Source organism: Clostridium sp., from assembly GCF_029258205.1.
GTDB lineage: Bacteria > Bacillota > Clostridia > Clostridiales > Clostridiaceae > Sarcina.
Genome location: NZ_JARHZJ010000067.1, coordinates 21,870 through 39,990 on the forward strand (window position 1 = coordinate 21,870; position 18,121 = coordinate 39,990).

Annotated in this window: 17 protein-coding genes and 1 pseudogene; 8 read left to right on the forward strand and 10 right to left on the reverse strand. The window is 25.6% G+C overall.

All coding sequences use genetic code 11. From position 1 onward, the window contains the following. Positions 1 to 139: 139 nt before the first annotated feature. Positions 140 to 391, forward strand: a complete 252-nt coding sequence (locus Q1J60_RS08530; RefSeq protein ID WP_300260845.1) for a TM1266 family iron-only hydrogenase system putative regulator — start codon at positions 140 to 142, stop codon at positions 389 to 391. 105 nt (positions 392 to 496) lie between these two features. Next, positions 497 to 1,918, forward strand: coding sequence for a [FeFe] hydrogenase H-cluster radical SAM maturase HydG (gene hydG, locus Q1J60_RS08535; RefSeq protein WP_300260848.1), 1,422 nt, complete (start codon positions 497 to 499; stop codon positions 1,916 to 1,918). A 134-nt stretch (positions 1,919 to 2,052) separates the two neighbouring features. On the opposite strand, the gene Q1J60_RS08540 is transcribed toward hydG, so the two are convergent. From Q1J60_RS08540 to Q1J60_RS08560, 5 genes are read right to left on the reverse strand one after another with little or no spacing between them, the layout of a single operon-like run. Further along, positions 2,053 to 2,328 carry a hypothetical protein gene (locus Q1J60_RS08540; protein ID WP_300260851.1) on the reverse strand — a complete coding sequence of 92 codons (276 nt, stop codon included), beginning with the start codon at positions 2,326 to 2,328 and terminating at the stop codon, positions 2,053 to 2,055. Between the two features lie 45 nt (positions 2,329 to 2,373). Next, entirely contained in the window at positions 2,374 to 3,234 is an 861-nt protein-coding gene (locus tag Q1J60_RS08545; RefSeq protein ID WP_300260854.1) for a hypothetical protein, read from the reverse strand. 1 nt (position 3,235) lies between these two features. Then, positions 3,236 to 5,446: a heavy metal translocating P-type ATPase gene (locus Q1J60_RS08550; protein ID WP_300260857.1), complete on the reverse strand. Its 2,211-nt coding sequence runs from the start codon at positions 5,444 to 5,446 to the stop codon at positions 3,236 to 3,238. Positions 5,447 to 5,469: 23 nt separating this feature from the next. Beyond that, positions 5,470 to 5,844 carry an HMA2 domain-containing protein gene (locus Q1J60_RS08555; protein WP_300260859.1) on the reverse strand — a complete coding sequence of 125 codons (375 nt, stop codon included), beginning with the start codon at positions 5,842 to 5,844 and terminating at the stop codon, positions 5,470 to 5,472. A 12-nt stretch (positions 5,845 to 5,856) separates the two neighbouring features. Beyond that, complete coding sequence (locus Q1J60_RS08560; RefSeq protein WP_300260862.1) at positions 5,857 to 6,426, reverse strand: HMA2 domain-containing protein; 570 nt, start codon at positions 6,424 to 6,426, stop codon at positions 5,857 to 5,859. Between the two features lie 919 nt (positions 6,427 to 7,345). Here Q1J60_RS08560 and Q1J60_RS08565 point away from each other — a divergent pair. Together Q1J60_RS08565 and Q1J60_RS08570 are read left to right on the forward strand one after the other, a co-directional pair. Beyond that, positions 7,346 to 7,630, forward strand: a complete 285-nt coding sequence (locus tag Q1J60_RS08565; protein ID WP_300260865.1) for a hypothetical protein — start codon at positions 7,346 to 7,348, stop codon at positions 7,628 to 7,630. 756 nt (positions 7,631 to 8,386) lie between these two features. Beyond that, positions 8,387 to 9,709, forward strand: a complete 1,323-nt coding sequence (locus tag Q1J60_RS08570) for a GTP-binding protein (RefSeq protein ID WP_300260889.1) — start codon at positions 8,387 to 8,389, stop codon at positions 9,707 to 9,709. A 162-nt stretch (positions 9,710 to 9,871) separates the two neighbouring features. On the opposite strand, the gene Q1J60_RS08575 is transcribed toward Q1J60_RS08570, so the two are convergent. The 3 genes from Q1J60_RS08575 to Q1J60_RS08585 form a co-directional block, all read right to left on the reverse strand. Then, the gene (locus tag Q1J60_RS08575; protein WP_300260892.1) at positions 9,872 to 10,168 is read right to left on the reverse strand and encodes a DUF975 family protein; all 297 of its coding nucleotides are present in this window, start codon (positions 10,166 to 10,168) and stop codon (positions 9,872 to 9,874) included. Positions 10,169 to 10,350: 182 nt separating this feature from the next. Beyond that, positions 10,351 to 11,091, reverse strand: a complete 741-nt coding sequence (locus Q1J60_RS08580) for a DUF975 family protein (RefSeq protein ID WP_300260868.1) — start codon at positions 11,089 to 11,091, stop codon at positions 10,351 to 10,353. Positions 11,092 to 11,098: 7 nt separating this feature from the next. After that, positions 11,099 to 11,509, reverse strand: coding sequence for a hypothetical protein (locus tag Q1J60_RS08585; protein ID WP_300260871.1), 411 nt, complete (start codon positions 11,507 to 11,509; stop codon positions 11,099 to 11,101). A 777-nt stretch (positions 11,510 to 12,286) separates the two neighbouring features. Here Q1J60_RS08585 and Q1J60_RS08590 point away from each other — a divergent pair. From Q1J60_RS08590 to Q1J60_RS08605, 4 genes are all read left to right on the forward strand, one after another. Next, positions 12,287 to 13,240 (forward strand): L-lactate dehydrogenase, encoded by a 954-nt coding sequence (locus Q1J60_RS08590; protein WP_300260874.1) that lies wholly within the window; start codon positions 12,287 to 12,289, stop codon positions 13,238 to 13,240. A 639-nt stretch (positions 13,241 to 13,879) separates the two neighbouring features. Continuing rightward, positions 13,880 to 14,239 (forward strand): DsrE family protein, encoded by a 360-nt coding sequence (locus tag Q1J60_RS08595; RefSeq protein ID WP_300260877.1) that lies wholly within the window; start codon positions 13,880 to 13,882, stop codon positions 14,237 to 14,239. A gap of 378 nt (positions 14,240 to 14,617) precedes the next feature. Further along, a complete protein-coding gene (locus Q1J60_RS08600; protein WP_300260880.1) occupies positions 14,618 to 14,941 on the forward strand; it encodes a PadR family transcriptional regulator in 324 nt (107 codons plus the stop codon). Next, positions 14,934 to 16,541 (forward strand): DUF4097 family beta strand repeat-containing protein, encoded by a 1,608-nt coding sequence (locus tag Q1J60_RS08605; protein ID WP_300260883.1) that lies wholly within the window; start codon positions 14,934 to 14,936, stop codon positions 16,539 to 16,541. Before Q1J60_RS08600 ends, Q1J60_RS08605 begins: the two co-directional genes overlap by 8 nt. Positions 16,542 to 17,028: 487 nt before the next feature. Here Q1J60_RS08605 and Q1J60_RS08610 read toward each other — a convergent pair whose 3' ends face one another. Together Q1J60_RS08610 and Q1J60_RS08615 are read right to left on the reverse strand one after the other, a co-directional pair. Beyond that, positions 17,029 to 17,643 carry a histidine phosphatase family protein gene (locus Q1J60_RS08610; protein ID WP_300260886.1) on the reverse strand — a complete coding sequence of 205 codons (615 nt, stop codon included), beginning with the start codon at positions 17,641 to 17,643 and terminating at the stop codon, positions 17,029 to 17,031. 353 nt (positions 17,644 to 17,996) lie between these two features. Continuing rightward, positions 17,997 to 18,121, reverse strand: a pseudogene (locus tag Q1J60_RS08615) (NADH peroxidase); the annotation flags it as partial.

Genomic DNA, 18,121 nt, shown 5'->3' on the forward strand with positions numbered 1-18,121 from the left:
TGGTATATAAAAAATACTTCTTTCAGCTGAGAAACTAGTCAAAAAAATAATATAAATATACTTTATCCCTAATTGTAAGGAATTCTCTAAGCAAAAAGGTAAAAAAAATTTTGAATCTTAGAAAGGTTTGATGACAAGTATGAGTACTAGAATTGCTGTTGTTGGCATTGTTATTGAAAGCCTTGATAATATAAAAAAAGTAAATTCTATCTTAAGTGAATACGACAAATTAATTGTTGGAAGAATGGGGTTACCATACAAAGAAAAAAACATTAGAGTTATATCTATTGTAGTTGATGGAAACACCGACGAAATTTCAGCTATAACAGGAAAACTCGGTAAACTTAAAGGAGTTTCTGTTAAAGCTGCCATATCTAAAACTAGCTTTTAGCTTAATTGCTTAAGCCTATTATTCTTTGAATTCCCATGAGTATATTTTAGTTGTTTATATTATTTTTTGACATACCATAAAAGTAATTTAAAAGGAGATTTTATTATGTTAAAAGATAACGAAAAGTACAATGCTTTAGATTTTATTAAAGACTATGAAATTAATAATCTTATAGCAAAAGGAAAAGAACTTGTTTCTAACAAAGAATTAGTTAAAGAAATCATTGAAAAAAGCAAAAGTGCAGAAGGTTTAACACCTGAAGAGACTGCTATTCTTCTTAATCTTGAAGATAAAGAGCTTATTGAAGAAATGTTTAAAGCAGCTAGACAAGTTAAAGAAAAATTATATGGAAAAAGACTTGTTGTATTTGCGCCTTTATATGTAAGTAACTATTGTGTAAATAACTGTACTTACTGTGGATATAAACATTGCAATGATGAATTAAAAAGAAAGAAACTTAATAAAGAACAGCTTATTGAAGAAGTTAAAGTTCTTGAAAGCTTAGGTCATAAAAGAATAGCACTTGAAGCTGGAGAAGATCCAGTTAATGCTCCTCTAGATTATATTTTAGATTGTATAAAATCAATATACTCAATTAAATTTGATAATGGATCAATAAGAAGAATCAATGTTAATATAGCTGCAACATCAGTTGAAAACTATAAGAGACTTAAAGATGCTGAAATTGGAACATATATCTTATTTCAAGAAACTTATCACAAACCAACTTATGAAAAATTGCATGTAAGTGGTCCAAAACATAATTATAATTATCATACAACAGCTATGCATAGAGCAAGAGAAGCTGGTATAGATGATATTGGTATGGGAGTTCTATATGGACTTTATGATTACAAATATGAAACATTAGCAATGCTTATGCACGCTATGGATTTAGAGGAAACTACAGGGGTTGGTCCTCATACACTATCAGTTCCAAGATTAAGACCAGCTGAAAATGTTAGCTTAGAAAATTATCCTTACTTAGTTAATGATGAAGATTTCAAAAAGATTGTTGCTATCTTAAGATTGGCAGTACCATATGCAGGTCTTATACTTTCAACAAGAGAGGAACCAGTCTTAAGAGATGAAATAATATCTCTTGGAGTATCTCAAGTAAGTACAGGTTCATGTACAGGTGTTGGTGGTTATTCTGAAGCGTATAGTGATCCTGAAGAAAAACCACAATTTGAAGTTGGAGATCATAGATCACCGGTTGAAATGATAGAAAGTCTTATGGAAGCTGGGTATATACCAAGTTATTGTACAGCTTGTTATAGAGAGGGTAGAACTGGTGAAAGATTTATGGACATCGTTAAAAGTGGTGAACTTTATAAAATATGTGAAGCTAATGCGTTAATAACTTTAAAAGAATTCATTGATGATTATGGTACAAATAAAACAAGAGAAATCGGAGATAGATTAATTAAAAAATCAATAGATGAAATAGATAACGAGTCATTTAGAAAATCTGTTCAAGAAAAAATAAATAAGATAAGTAATGGTACTAGAGATTTAAGATTTTAACTAATTAAATATGCTGTAACTTTTTATATGACAATAATTCGCTAACTTTAATTAAATTTTTAATATATAGCCAGCGTAAGCTGGCTTTTTTTTAATATAGAGCAACTAAAGTTGCCCTATATTTTTTCATTATTCTATTCAGTTATTAATTCTTCTTCTTTAGCTAAAGCTGTTATTGCTAACTCTCTTTCAGCAATTAAATCTTCTAAAGTTTCTTTAGTTTCCATTAATTCTTCTAATGACATTGAAGAATAATCTTTTCCTAAATCATTTGAAACATTTATTCCTTGTTTTCTTAAAAAATCATCAACCTTAGCTTGATTTTTCTTATATACATAGTATCCCGCAGCACATATACCAACTCCAACTAATGCACCTGTTATATGGTCTTTGTTTATCCCTTGTATCATATTGAATTCCTCCTTAATTGTGTAATTTTATAATTTATTATAAATTTAATTTATAGCACCTTTATATAATTTTCTACTTCTATCATTCATCCCCATGAAAGCGGGTCCATTTTCAAATCCTGCAAAAAAACTTCCTTCGTGTTTTGACATACCTTTTCCAGAAATCATAAATGATTTACCTATAGTATTACCCTCTGTTTCTATAAACTTCTCTAAAAATACTCTAAGCATGTTTGCACTCTTAGAGGATTCAGTATCAGGCATAACTGATATATCATAATATGTTTCATTTGAACACTTATTCCTAAACTCCTTAACTGATATAAGCATTCTTCCGTAAGACATTTCTAATATATGTCTTCCAAAAGTAGCTCCCCAAGTTATTGCTGATGGCATTAAAAATTTACCTTTTCCTATTGAATTCATTAAATACATTACAGAAACAACCTCAGGATCAAAATATCCCTTTTCATTTATTTCTTTGTAAGCATGCTCTCCAATAGCTCCTATAGTAGTCCCCACTACTGCCCAATTAATAAATTCTGAAATTTTAGTATTCATAGGTATACATCTACTAACTCCACCAATTATAAGTGTAATTAAAGAATAGTACGCCATAGGTGGCATATTCTTTTTCTTAGAATTATAAATAAGTCTAACAGGTATCAAATCATAGTTCTTTGAATACATAGCTATAACTCTCATTATTACTTCATCTTCTGAAATTCTGTAAGAATTATATTCTACAACTATAGATTTAGTTATTTCTGTATATCTAGCTGTTCTTATTCCATCTTTTTTAACAAGCTCATCCATTACATATAAACTATTTATAATAGGATGAGAAAGTTTAAATCTTATTCTATCTTTAATTTTATGAGCAACAACAATAGTAGGATTATTCATTTTAAACACCTCTTTCCATATTGAAGAACATAAGTCTTAAAGAGTTTGCAACTACTAAAATAGTACTTGAGTTATGTAAAACAGCTCCAAAAAATACTGGTAACACACCTGCAGCGCTTAGTATAAGCCCAGCACTATTTATACCTATAACTAGTCCAAAATTTTGTTTAACAACATTCATAGTTTTCTTTGATAAATCTATTATTGTAGGTAACATCATTGGATTATCACCTTGAATAGTTATATCAGCAGCTTCCATAGCTACATCAGTACTTCCTCCACCTAAGGCTATTCCTACATCAGAATAAGCAAGTGCTGGTGCATCATTTATTCCATCTCCAACCATCATTACTCTTGAACCAGATGCTTGATATTTTAAAACTTCTTCAGCTTTATCTGAAGGTAAAAGCTCAGCCTTATATCCATCAACACCCATAAGCATCGCAACTTCCTTAGCCTGCTCTTCTAAATCACCAGTTAAAAGTAAAATATTATCTACTCCTTGATATCTTAAGTTATTTATAGACTTCCTCATATTCTCTCTCATCTTATCCTTAATAGCTATTATTGCAATTAATTCACCATCATATGCTACATATATAAGATTTGAACTGCTATTATTTAATTCTTTTTCATCAGATTCAACCTTACTCATATCAACGTTATTTTCTTCTAAAAATACCTTGCTTCCAACAAAAACTTTTTTATCATCTAAATCAGTTTCCATACCTCTTGCAATATGAGTAACAACAGTACCATGTTTAGGAACCTCTATTCCCTTTTCAACAATCTTAGCCATTATAGCTACTGACATTGGATGTGAAGAAGTTTCCTCCGCTGCCCCTGCTATTTTTAATACATCATCCTCTGAGAAATGTTCACTAAGTAATTTTATGCTTGTTACAGCTGGTTTTCCTTCTGTCAATGTTCCTGTTTTATCTAGAATTAATGTATCTGAATTTGATAATGCTTCTAAATAATTTCCACCCTTTATTAGAACACCATTTCTAACAGCATTATTTATTGCAGCTGAGAATGCTGTAGCAGTTGATAACTTGATTCCACATGAGTAATCAATAATCATCATATTTAATGCTCTGCTTGGACTCTTAGTAAACATATATGTTAACCCTGCAAATAAGAAGTTAAATGGAACCAAATAGCTTGAAAACTTATCTGCATAATCTTGAATAGGAGCTTTTTTAGATGCTGCATCCTCAACTAAATGAATTATTCTAGATACAACAGTATCATCTCCTGCCTTTTCAGTTCTTACTGTTATACTTCCACTCTTAATAACTGTCCCAGCAAAGACGCTATCTCCAACCTTCTTAATAACCGGTACAAATTCACCAGTTACAGAAGCTTGATCTACAACAGCTTCGCCCTCAATAACTTCTCCATCTACACATATTTTTTCACCTGTATAAATAACAACCTTGTCCTCTTTAACTATATTATCTATTGGAACTTTTTTAAGACTTCCATCCTCATCAATTCTCCAAACTTCTTCCTCTGCTACAGAAAGCATGTTTTTTATAGAATCTCTAGTTCTCTCCATAGTGTATATTGTCATAAGCTCTGCTACATCTGATAATAAAGTAACCATAAGAGCAGATTTATCATTACCTAGCATTAAACTTGCTGCTATAGAAGTTAAGGTTAAAGTATCAGCATTAGGTCTTTTATTTTTTACTGCTCCTTTAATACCGTTATCTAGCAAACCTTTATTTAGATATATACTAGCTAAGGCTGGAACAGTTAAAAACTTTCCAAAAGATCCAAATCTCTCTACACTATATAAATCTCTTAAGTTAAATTTTTCTTTTACCACTGAATAACCTAAAACACCAACATTTATTGCTAATCTCTTTAGTATATCAACTGAAGTTTCTTCATTTTTTTCAACACTATTTATATCTATCTTTTCTTTTTCTCTTAACGCAGTAAAAACTTTTAAAGAGTACTCTTTTAAAATATTATCTACCCTATGTATTATTCTGTCTTCGCTTATTTTTTTATCATAGCTTATTAAAACAGAACCTGTTATAGTGCTAATCTCTGAAGAATTTACAATTGAGCTATTAGAAATTTTATCTTCTATCTCTTTTTTGTAATTACTTAAATACTTTAATCCTTGGCATCTAAGTCTAATTCTTCCCGCCATGCTGTGTTTTACAGTACTTTTCAGTAGCAAATCATTTTTTCTCATATTATTCACTACTCCTCTTTAAACTAAATTTCTTTTAAAGCTTCATCTAGCTGTTGTTCTATAGTCTTAACAACATAATCTAAATTAGTTTCACCATACTTTTCAATTAAATCATAGTTCTTTATTCCTATGGATTTAACCTTATCTACCCATTTTAAAATCTTCTTTTCATAAACCTTATTTATATCGTATATAACTAATATACTACCTGTTACAGTATTAACTTCCACCTTTTCAATACCATATAATTTTTTTAAGGCTTGATGAAGAAATTTTTCATAAACCCTATATTCATCAGGAATCATTTTTAAAGAGCTCATTTTAAATCTTATTCTTCCTGGTATGCTATGAGATACTTTCATCTTAGCTAATTGAGATATTATCATCTTCTTAAACATTATCACATCCTCCTATAAACCTGCATATGCCCATCTAACCATGGTATATCCATTAGGCAACATCTTAGGCATTTGTCTTATTCCTCTTATACCGAAAAATAACACTATAATAATATATATAGCTTTTATGTCTGCAATACCTCTAGTTTTATTATAAATAGCTAAATTTACTGCTTCTTTCATATTTCCCATTTCTCTAGTAATAAGAGATTCTTGTTTCTTTACAAGCTCACCTTCTAATTGAAGTAACTTTGCTACTACTCCAATTAATAAAGCTGGATCTATTTTTTCCGGATCATACTTTATTGTTAAACTACCTATAATATTATTTATTTCAATTTGCTTTATAGTTTCTATTCTGCTTAATTGTTCTAAGATAATTCTCCTACTTGCTTCATCCTTCTTAAGCACTGGCACATATAACCTAACTCTTCCTCTTATGCTATGTTTAACTTCTATAACACCAATAAAACTAGGTAAATTTAATGAGTTTTTGTTATGTTTCTTTTCTTTAACTACTAATTCACTGGCTAACTTTCCAGCTAAAGTAAGTAATAAAAATCTTACGTATCTATTATTCATTTTCCCTCCTAAGTTTTCTTACTATTATATTATTTTATTAATATTATTTTTATCATATTGTTCATTTATAAAATTTAAAGATATTCCTATAATGTAAAATTCAAATCATTCATATTATTAATTTTATAATTTATCATAAATATACTAAAATAGTTGCTATTAATTAACATTTGATTAATTATATCATATTCTATTACAATTTTAATCATATTTTTATTAAATATGACTTATTTTTCATCTATTTCTTAACGTACCAAAAGAAGATTTCTTTATTCTCTAAACTTACTGAAATATATACTTTCATAAGTATTTAAACTAAACTTCATAAAATATAAATAAATGAATCTTAATCAAAATATAAAATATAATTATATTCAAACTTTCTAAAAATATACTAATATTACTTATAATTATATTCACCTTAAAATTCTATAAAGAATATACTAAAAAAAGTATTAAATTTGTAGAAACTATATAATAATACTACTTGGAGTTGGTTATTAAATTAAATTCTTAACAATAGAAAAACTAATAGTATATATAGGATTTTAAATTATTCATGTTTTACATTTTAATACTTAGACTAATATTTTTCTTACCTGTTTTTTAGATAAATCTTATACTAAATATAAATAACTTATAAACAACGCTGTTATATTTTCTACAATGTTATGCATATTAATCTTTGGCATATTCATATTATTAATATAGAAAGTTTAATAAAATTAACGGTTTCTTTAAATTTCTCGTATTTTTTTAATTTATAAACCTATTTATAAATATTTTTATAATAATTCCTCTTAAAACATATTGTTAAAAATTTAACCTGTAAATATAAAGGTTATAAAATATAATTAAACATCATGTAAATATTAGGAATAATTTTAAATTTTAACTTATTGTTAAGGAGGTTTTTTTTATGACAGTAGATCAAAATTCATTAGAAAGAAGATCTTGTTGTAATATCCACAAGATAGTTTTAACTTTAGAGAAAGGTTTTTCTTCTATAGAGTCTTTAAAATATGCAGTTATAGCTCAACTTCAAAATGAAGGATATATATGCAATGATACCAAAAACAATATTGGAAATTATCCACTATTAAAAATAAATGCTAATGATTTTTTATTAACTATAAAAGATATAGATAAAATTTCTATAAATTTAGAAGATTGTAAAGAGGTAGTTTTGATACCTAATCAATAAAATTAATATTTTGATTACTATGGACAACTTCTTTCTTTAAAAGTTGTCCTATTTTATTTTTATACTATTTACTTAAAATTCTCTTCTAATCTTATACTCAAAATTATATAATTATTCTTGGATAATTTTATAATTTTATTTACTAAAATATATAATAAATCACAGATTTTCTAATAACTTTTAGTAAAATAATAATAATTATTTAATGCTATTTTTAAGCTAAATTTTCTATTATTAATCTTATTTTAAATTTAATTTAAATAAATAAATTTTTATTTATATTAAATATAGCATTTTATTTCTTATATAAAAGATTTTTATTTATAGTTTTTTATGTGAAAAATTTCAACATATTTATATTACATTTTTTTCCTTATCAATATTTAGTATGTATATAAATATAACACAACTATATCTTGTGAATAACTTTCAAGTTATCCACATCCAAATGTGGATAACTTGTTTTTTAAGAAAAAATTATACTATTTTATAATTATTTTTTAATAATATTTACTACTAAAAAAATAATTTTTTAAAAAGATAAAAACTCTTGTAAATGGCTATATTAAGCGATTTTCAATTGTATTTTTTTTACTTTTTTTAAAACTTATTTTACTTATTAAATTAGAATTTGAAAGTAAAATTCAATAAAAAAGTTATCCACAAGTTTATTCACATTTGAAAATATTTTCACAGAATAATTAATTCAAGGAGGTGTAATTCTACTATTTGTATCTTTCAATAGTAGAAAAATTTATGAGTAATTTTAATGAAACTCCTAGAGGAAGTAGAATCCATATTTCTCTTTTTGGTAAAACAAACTCTGGGAAATCTAGTATAATAAATGCCTTAACTGGTCAAAACATTTCTCTAGTATCAGACTTTAAAGGAACAACAACTGATCCAGTTTATAAAGCAATGGAACTTTTACCCTTAGGACCTGTTGTTTTTGTTGATACAGCCGGTTTTGATGATGATGGAGAAATAGGTAAACTTAGAATTGAAAAGACTGAAGAGGTTGTAGGCAAGACTGATGTAGCTCTTATAACTCTTTCACTTTCTGAAATAATAGACTCAATAAAATCAAATATAGCATTTAAAGATATGCTTTCTAAGGAAATATTATGGCTTAATAAATTAAAAAAAGCTAAGAAACCCACTATACTAGTTATTAATAAGTGTGATTTAATTCCTAATAACCTAATTGAATCTAAAATTGATTTAAAAGATCTTGATAAAGTAGCTGCAAATAATAAAAATTACTTTATTGATATTAATTTAAATAATTCCTTAAAAGAAATTGGTGAATTATTAGGAATACCTTATGTTGCAATAAGTGCTAAAAATAACTTAAATATAAATGAATTAAAAAAAGAACTTGTTAATATATCACCATCTTCAATAACTGAAAGCCCAATAATAGGTGATAAAATTAAAGCTGGAGATAAAATTCTTTTAGTAGCCCCTCAAGATATACAAGCGCCTAAAGGAAGACTTATACTTCCTCAAGTTCAAGTATTAAGAGATATATTAGATTATGGCGGAATACCAACTATGGTTACATTAGATAAATTAGATGAAGGATTAAAAATCTTTAATGGTAAACCAGATTTAGTAATCACCGATTCTCAAGTATTTAAACAAGTTAATGCAAAATTAGATAAAAGTGTTCCTCTTACTTCATTTTCAATACTTATGGCTAGGTATAAAGGTGATTTAGATAAATTCTATTCAGGAGCTAAGGCAATAAAAAATCTTAAAGCAGGTGATAAAGTTTTAATAGCAGAAGCTTGTACTCACCATCAATTAAAAGGTGATATAGCAAGAGAAAAATTACCTACTTGGCTAGAAAAAACTTGTCCTGGAATAATAGTTAATAATTGCTCTGGTAAAGACTTCCCTAAAAACCTTAATGAATATTCCCTTGTAATTCATTGTGGTGGATGCATGTTTAATAAAGCTGAAATAATGAATAGAATAGGAATATGTGATGATGCTTTAGTTCCTATAACAAACTTTGGTACATCAATTGCAGAAATTAATAATATATTAGATAGGGTAATTGAACCCCTTAAATAAATATTTTTAATTAATCTAAATCAAAGTAATTTCTATTAGAAAATTTATTGTATTCAAAAATTAACTAGAATATATTAAATTAATACCAAATAAAAAAATGTCTAAGAAATACATTTAAATTATATTTCTTAGACATTTAAGCTAATCTCTAAATTCAAAGTCCTATTCTTCAATTTCAATATCTTTATTTAACTCATCTTTTGCTAATTCTAATGACCTTTTTGAAATTGAAAGATAATAAACTCTATATATAGTATCTTTATATACAAATAACCATATTAATCTCACAGAAAAAATAGGTAATAACTTTGTACTTCCCATTAAAACAACAATTACCATTCCTATTAATAAAGGTAAAATAGCTAGTATTACCCATCCTATAAAACTTAAACTTAATATGAAAAGCTCCCATTTATGACCTTTCATAATTTTAAAAGCCTTTCCTACTGCTTCCCATATACCAAGTTCTGATTCTTAAACTATAATATATCTAACTGAGAAGAAAAATAATGAAATTATAATATTATAAGTAACTATTATTAATAATATTAGAATAAATATCCATATATACTCACTTGCTATATCTTCATAATTTATAGAAGACATAAATAAATACTCATTTTAACGATACAGTCTTAACTTTAATTTATTTCACTTTCTCTTCCTGTAATTGAAAGATAATATACTCTTAATGTAACTTGGATATATGGTAAAACCCACAATAATCCTATTCCAAGGGTTAACACTGATAATATAAGCCACCCTAAGAAGCTAAGTCCCATAATAAATAATCCCCATTTGTTACCATTCATTATTTTAAAACTTCTTTTAACAGCTTCCCATATTCCACAGGTGTCTTCAGCCATTAAATATGGTAATGGGAATAATAAAGTTCCTACTATAGCAACTAAAATCAATACTAATATAACTATTAAAAATACTACTCCCCCAATTACTATCATAGGATCAATAAATAGTTGTCCCTTAAGCATTGCATTATTTAATGATATTGTAGAGAAGAATAAAAATATGTTTCCTAAAAATGCAACAAAAAATATAGGAATACTAAATATCATAGTAACTATCATACTCATTATAAATCTTCCCCAAGTTTTAAAACTTGGAATAGCATCACTTAAAGATATTACTTCATTGCTTTTAACAAATTTAATTGTGTATATAATACCAGAAGCCGTTATAGATGGCATTAATAAAAAGTTATTAGCTATCCTTAAAATACTAGAAGTTATTCCTTCAGTTCTTCCAATAATCTTACTTGCTTCAAATTCAATTATTGCTATGATTAAAGTTAATAAAACAATATTAAACCATCTACCTTTTAACTTAGATTTAGCAATACTTTTTATCTCTTTTCTATTCATGCTCTTTTCACTCCCTTCTAAAAATAAAAATATTAATTATAATCTTTTCAATATTATTCCGTCTTCTAATAAATGAAGCACTTCCCATTATAAAAGTTACAAAAGCAATAGCAAGTATATACGTTGAAAACCTCTTAACAATTAGCTTAAATATATACTTATTCTCAATATTTTTTATTTCTTTATTTACTTCTTCATATAAGCTCATTACATCACTTTTACTTAAATTGTATTTATCTATGTACTTTCTAATATACGGCTCTAAATACCTACTTTTAGATTGTCCAAAATATATGGTGTTTAGTGCAATAATTTTATATACTTCTATATTTTTATCATTTGCATATGAATCATATACATCTTCAAGTGATTTATCACTATTATGTAATTCATACTGAAAAAAAATCACTATAATCATTTCTAACTATTTCTGCAATTAAACTTCTTGTTTTTCCTGGATTTATTAAATTACTTACAGTAATTATACAAGAAAAAAGAATAATCAAAACCAACCCCAAATATCTATAGAATCTAAATTCATATTTTTTTCAGCATCATTTTTTTTCATTTTTTTCAAAGATTCTCACTCATTTAAAATCATAATAAATAATTTTTTATTTCTATTAAATTATATACTATTTTTCCCAAAATATAACTTTATCATTATATATTTAACCTTAAATTTTACTTAAAAATAAACTAAGAGGCTTTATCAAAACTTTAATATAAGACTTATAAATATATTCTAAGAATTTATAAGTTTTATATTAATTATAAGTTATTTTGATACAACCTCTTAATTTTTATAAGAGTTAAATTAAATTTCTTAAGCCCCATTTTACTTATTTAATTTAACTCTTCTTTTTCTATAAAATATTACTAATAAAATATACTTAATTTTTTAAAGATCTTTTCTTTATACAAAAGCCCACGAATTTATCACTTATTAATATTTAAATCTTTATAATCTTAAATATATTCTTTTCAATACTATATTCTCCTACAAGTATAAATATCCTTCTAATTAGAAAGAATATTTTTATAAACCTTTTAACTTATAACAATAAACACCTACTTAAATACTCTAAATATGAAAAATAATAGTTAAAACTACTTGATAATAATTATTATTTGTTATATAATTAACTTACAATTCAGAGTAATCAACTAGGAATTAGTTTAGGAGATGATATATATGATAAGAGAAAAAACTAATAAAATCTCAATAATAGGTGCAGGATTCGTTGGCTCTACAACAGCCTTTGCATTAATGCAAGATGGATTAGCATCTGAAATAGTAATTGTTGATATAAATAAGGATAAGGCAAATGCTGAAGCTATGGATCTAGCACAAGGTGCAGCATTTGTTAAATCTGTTGATATAAAATCAGGAGACTATAAAGATACAAAAGATTCTGACATAGTTATAATAACTGCTGGAGTTGGTCCAAAACCAGGCGAAACAAGATTAGATATTATAAATAAAAACTTAAAAATATTTCAAAGTATAGTACCTGAGGTTGTTAAATATAGTCCAAACTCAATACTTTTAGTAGTATCAAACCCAGTTGATATTTTAACTTATATAACTTATAAGCTTTCTGGTTTCCCTAAAGAACGTGTTATTGGATCTGGAACTGTCTTAGATACTTCAAGATTAAAATATATGCTTTCAGAACATTTTGATATAGACGCTAGAAATGTTCATACATATATAATCGGAGAACATGGTGATTCAGAAATAACAGCGTGGAGCTTAACTAATATTGCTGGAGCAAATGTTGATGAATATTGTAAAACAGTTTGCGCTAACTGTGATGGCTCCTTCAAAAAGCAACTTCCTGAAAAAGTTAAAAATGCAGCGTATGAAATAATAAATAGTAAAGGATATACAAACTATGCAGTAGCTCTTGCAGTTACAAGAATAGTTGAAGCAATCCTTCGTGATGAAAATTCCATTTTAACTGTATCTTCTCTATTTGAAGGACAATACGGAATTGATAATGTTTATTTAGCAATGCCTACTATAGTTGATAGAAGTGGAGCTAGACAAATTCTAGATGTTCCTATATCAAATGAAGAAAAAGAAAATCTAATAAAATCAGCTAAAATTTTAAAAGGTCATATAGCTAGTTCTGAATTAGATTAGTATAAAACTTCAGGTGTAAATTTTATTTATTTTCACCTGAAGTAAAAAAATTTCAAACTATACTTTCTAATTTCAAGTTAATTAATTTTCAAATAAATTTGTTTATTTAAACTTTTAATCACTTTTGCTTAATAATTTGAAGTTAATTAATAATAAAATAAACTTTTAATATTAATTAGCATCAAAGCTAACAAATTTATATTCCTTAATTACATAACCTTTTTTAATAAAAAGAGTATAATACAATATTTCCATTGGGTTATACTTTTTTTTGTATTAATATTTTTCATTATTACAAAAATACACATATTTAATTTTTAGATACAAATTCTTAAAAACTATGATTATAAAATTGTAATAAACCTAAATATTATCAAAATAAATCTATTATTTTAAAAATCTTATTTTTACCTTATTTGATTATTTACTTTTAAAGTAATATATTAAAGATAAGGTTGTTGATGTTAGAAATTTTGTTCAGAGTACTATTAAAAATTAGCTTAGTAAATTTAGACAAAATAATCTATTTACTAAGAAGTAGTCCACTTCTGTAAGTGGTTATAGAACAAAGAAATAACATCAGCAACTTTTAAAATATAGTCTTGTATAATATTTATATAAATTACTATAGATTTGGAAGTGATTAAGTTGAAAATTATATTTCATATTGATGAGCCTAACAAATGGCCTATGGTTTTAGAAAATATAAAAAATGTATTAAACAATGCTAAAGAAAATAATAAAAAATATGAATTAGAAGTATTGGCAAATTCTATGGCTGTTTTCCAATTAAGAGAATTAATAGCTAGAAATACTCATCTAATAGACCAAATTATTGAACCTGCTGAACAAGGAGTAGTTTTTGCAGTATGCAATAATTCACTTAATAAATTCAATATATCTAAAGATGAATTATTTTCTTTCTGTAAGGTAGTTCCTGCTGGAATTATTGAACTTGCTGAAAAGCAATCAGAAGGATATCTATACATAAAACCATAAAATTTAACATAACCTACTACCCTAAAAAAATTTATAAAAATGAGTATATCAATTTGAGGTGCACCCCGTTAAGTAGACACGGTATAAAAGACTGTTCAAAATCTACTTAACGGGGTGATTTTTTATAAATAAAAAATAAATAACTTATTCTAAAGAAATAAAATTAAATTTCTACTATATGTTATTAAAAATTATGTAATAGTAACATTTATATATACTACTATATAAAATTTAGTATATTTTTTTATTTACTACCTTGCAATATATAATAGCTTGTGTTATATTATAATAAATTCAATGAATATATGTTAATGAAAACTATAAACATGTCTAATACAAGGTTTTAAAATTATATTAATTAAGAAAGCAGGTAAATAGATGAATTCTCAATTTAAAAAAGGTATATTAGAACTTTGTGTTCTTTCTCTACTTTCAAGAAAAGACTATTATGGTTATGAACTCATAAGCAAAATTTCTGAAAAAATATATATATCAGATGGAACAATATACCCTATCTTAAGAAAACTTAGTAAGGAGGGTTTTTTTACAACTTACTTAAGAGAATCTCAAGAAGGACCACCAAGAAAGTATTATAGAATTACAGATTTAGGCCTTCAACGTAAAGAACTTCTAAAACGTGAATGGTTTAATTTATTAGATGGCGTAAATTATTTATTAGAGGAGGGTTATGAACTTGACTAAACAAGAATATCTTAAAGAACTTAAAAAAAATTTAAGAGGTTTTTCCCAAGAAGAGATTGATGATATTTTATATGATTATGAAGAACACTTCTCTATTGGATTATCCTCTGGAAAAACTGAAGAAGAAATAGCTGAAGAGCTTGGTGATCCAAAAGATATAGCTTATCAATATAAAAAAGCTAAAGGTAATCCAACTATTAAAGAAACTGCAAACTATTATAAAGAAAAGGCAAAAGAAAAAACAAGAGCCTTCAGTAAAAGTATGTCTCAAAACTCCACTACAACAGATAAACTTGTGCAAATAGGTATATTAGTTATATTAGCTATTATTTTATCACCTATTATTTTAGTTGTTGCTGGAACTATACTTGGTATATTTGTAGGTGGAATAAGTCTTATATTTGGTTGTTTAATAGGAATTATATCCTATGTAGCTTTAGCAGCAACAAGTACAATAGTAGTTAATTCTTTATTCTTTGGAGTTATTTGTATTTTAGTATCTTTAATTTTCTTAGGAATTCTTATGACTATTTTAGGCTATTACGGAATCAAATTGTGCATTGTCTTAGTAAAAAAAGTCATTGGATATTTAACAGAAAATAAACCTAAAGAGAAAAAATCCTTTTGGAGTAAAAAAACTATTATCGCTATGATAATTTCCTTAGTGTTATTTATAACAGTATTTTCAGTAGGATTATTCCAAACTCTTTCATCAGGTTTTTCTATAGGAAATGATTTAGCTCCACAAATATCTAATTATTTAAATGAATTTGATCATAATCCTTTTAAATTTGATTTATTTAATAAAAAACAAACTATAAATGATACACAATCTCATAATATAGAATCTATAAATAAAATTACTATTAATTCAAAAATTACAGATGTTAATATACTTAAATCTAATACAAATGAGTTAAAAGCTGAACTTAAAGGTAAATATCGTTCTAATGACAGTAATTTAATAAAACTTAATTTAAGAGAAGATAATGGAGAGTTAACTATAGAAACTCAAAATACTCCTAATAATTTACCTTCCAGTGACTTAAATTTAAATCTATATATTCCTGAAAGCTATAAAGGTGATATATCAATATCAAGTGTTTCTGGAGATATTAAATCTGAAAGAGTTTTAGAGCTTAATTCTCTTAAAATTACAACTGTAAATGGCGATGTAAAGTTTAACTCTGTATCTGCTTCAACAGTAATAGCTAATGCAACTTCTAGTAATATAGATTTTAATAATTTAAATACTAATACATCTTCATTAAAAACTACTTCTGGAGATATTAAAGTTAAATCATATATAGGAACATTAAATGCAAATTCAACCTCTGGCTCAATAGATATGAATTTAACTGAAATCAAAGGTGCTTCAACAATTAATTCCGTTTCTGGTGATGTTGACATAACTGTAGAAGTTTCAAATAATTTATTCTTAGAAGGAAAGACAGTATCTGGTTCTATAAAGGTTTCTAATGATTTAAATAATCAAAATATAGAAAAAGGTGATAAACTTTTAAAAGCAACCTTTAATTCAGGAGAAAATAAACTAAATATTACAACAAAAAGCGGAGATATTAAATTAGATAATTTCTAAAATAAAAAATCTCATTAAGATTTTATAAGATCTTAATGAGATTTTTTACTTTAAGTAAATTAAATCTAGTTAAACTATCTACTAATTATTAATAAGTATTAAGGTTCTTTATTAAAAAATAGGAATACAAGTAAGTATCCCTATTTTTAATGTGCTCATAAATTATCTAAGAGCATTATTTTCTATAACTTTTTGCTACTTTATAAACTACAGTCAGCTAAATATATCTTCAAATTAAACTTTAAGATAATATTTTTATTTAGCCATAGCTTTTAGATTATAGAGGTGCTTAACTAGCACCTCAATATTTAAAAATCTTACTCCTAAAATCTATTCCTCTCTTCCCAATAATCGAAGAAAGTAGATTTTAAATTCACTAGATTTTAGATTTAAGATTGTAGCACAAGTCTAATATTAAATTGTGTACTTTTTTAATTTTTATTCATTGAATTATATAATAAAAATTAAAACTTTTAATATTATTTATCTATTCATAATGATCAATATTATTAAAAGTAACTAATTGAAAATTTTCTCCATTCCATTCTACCTCATTATAACTAACTTGATGACATATAGGATAATCTATTATTTTGCTTTCCTCAAATTCATTTTTAAAGTATCCTATTAAGTATCTTACACACATTCCATGAGTAACTATTAAAATGTCCTTATCTTCATTATTTTTTATTATATTATCTACAGTTTCAAATAGTCTTTCTGTAAATTCCTTTATATTTTCTCCTTCAAAACTCTTATAAGAAAATGGTTTATTAAACAAATTATCTAACTCATTTACATATTCATCATGACCTTTTATCTCTTCAGTAGTCATTCCTTCCCACTTTCCAAAACCTATTTCTTTTAATCCTTCAACTTCTTCAACCTCAATATCTTTATTACCTTTTATTAAATATGCAGTCCTCTTTGCCCTTTTCATAGGACTTGTAAAAATTTTATCTATCTTAATATCATTAAATCTCTTTCCTAATAACTTTGCTCTTTTAACTCCATTTTCAGTCAACTCAGAATCTTTCCATCCTTGAAATCTATGCTCAAGATTCCATAAAGTTTCTCCATGCCTTGTAAAATATATCTTCATACTAAAAATATTGCTCCCTTCTATTCCTTTTATTTATATATAAATTTTATCTTCTTTTTACTTAAACATTATTTAAATATAAATTGCTTTAAATTCATTATCTTTCACAAATTACTATATATTGTATTAGTATCACAAAAATAGCTATTTCCTCGCTTCTGTTCAGAAAAATAAACTTAAAAAGATTATTTTAAATTATAAATAGTTAACTCTATAATAATTATATACCTTATACCAAAAATATAATAATAAAAAACTTTTTATTTGTAAGTAAAAAGAGACACCTTTATGGCATCTCTTATAATAAGAAAGTAATTAAATTTTTAATTTATAAAGCGTGTAATTTTTATATCTTATTTAAAGTATCTTTTTAATAATCCAGCGAAAGCTTTTCCGTGTCTAGCTTCATCTTTACACATTTCATGAACTGTGTCGTGGATTGCATCTAAGTTTAATTGTTTAGCTAAAGTAGCTAAGT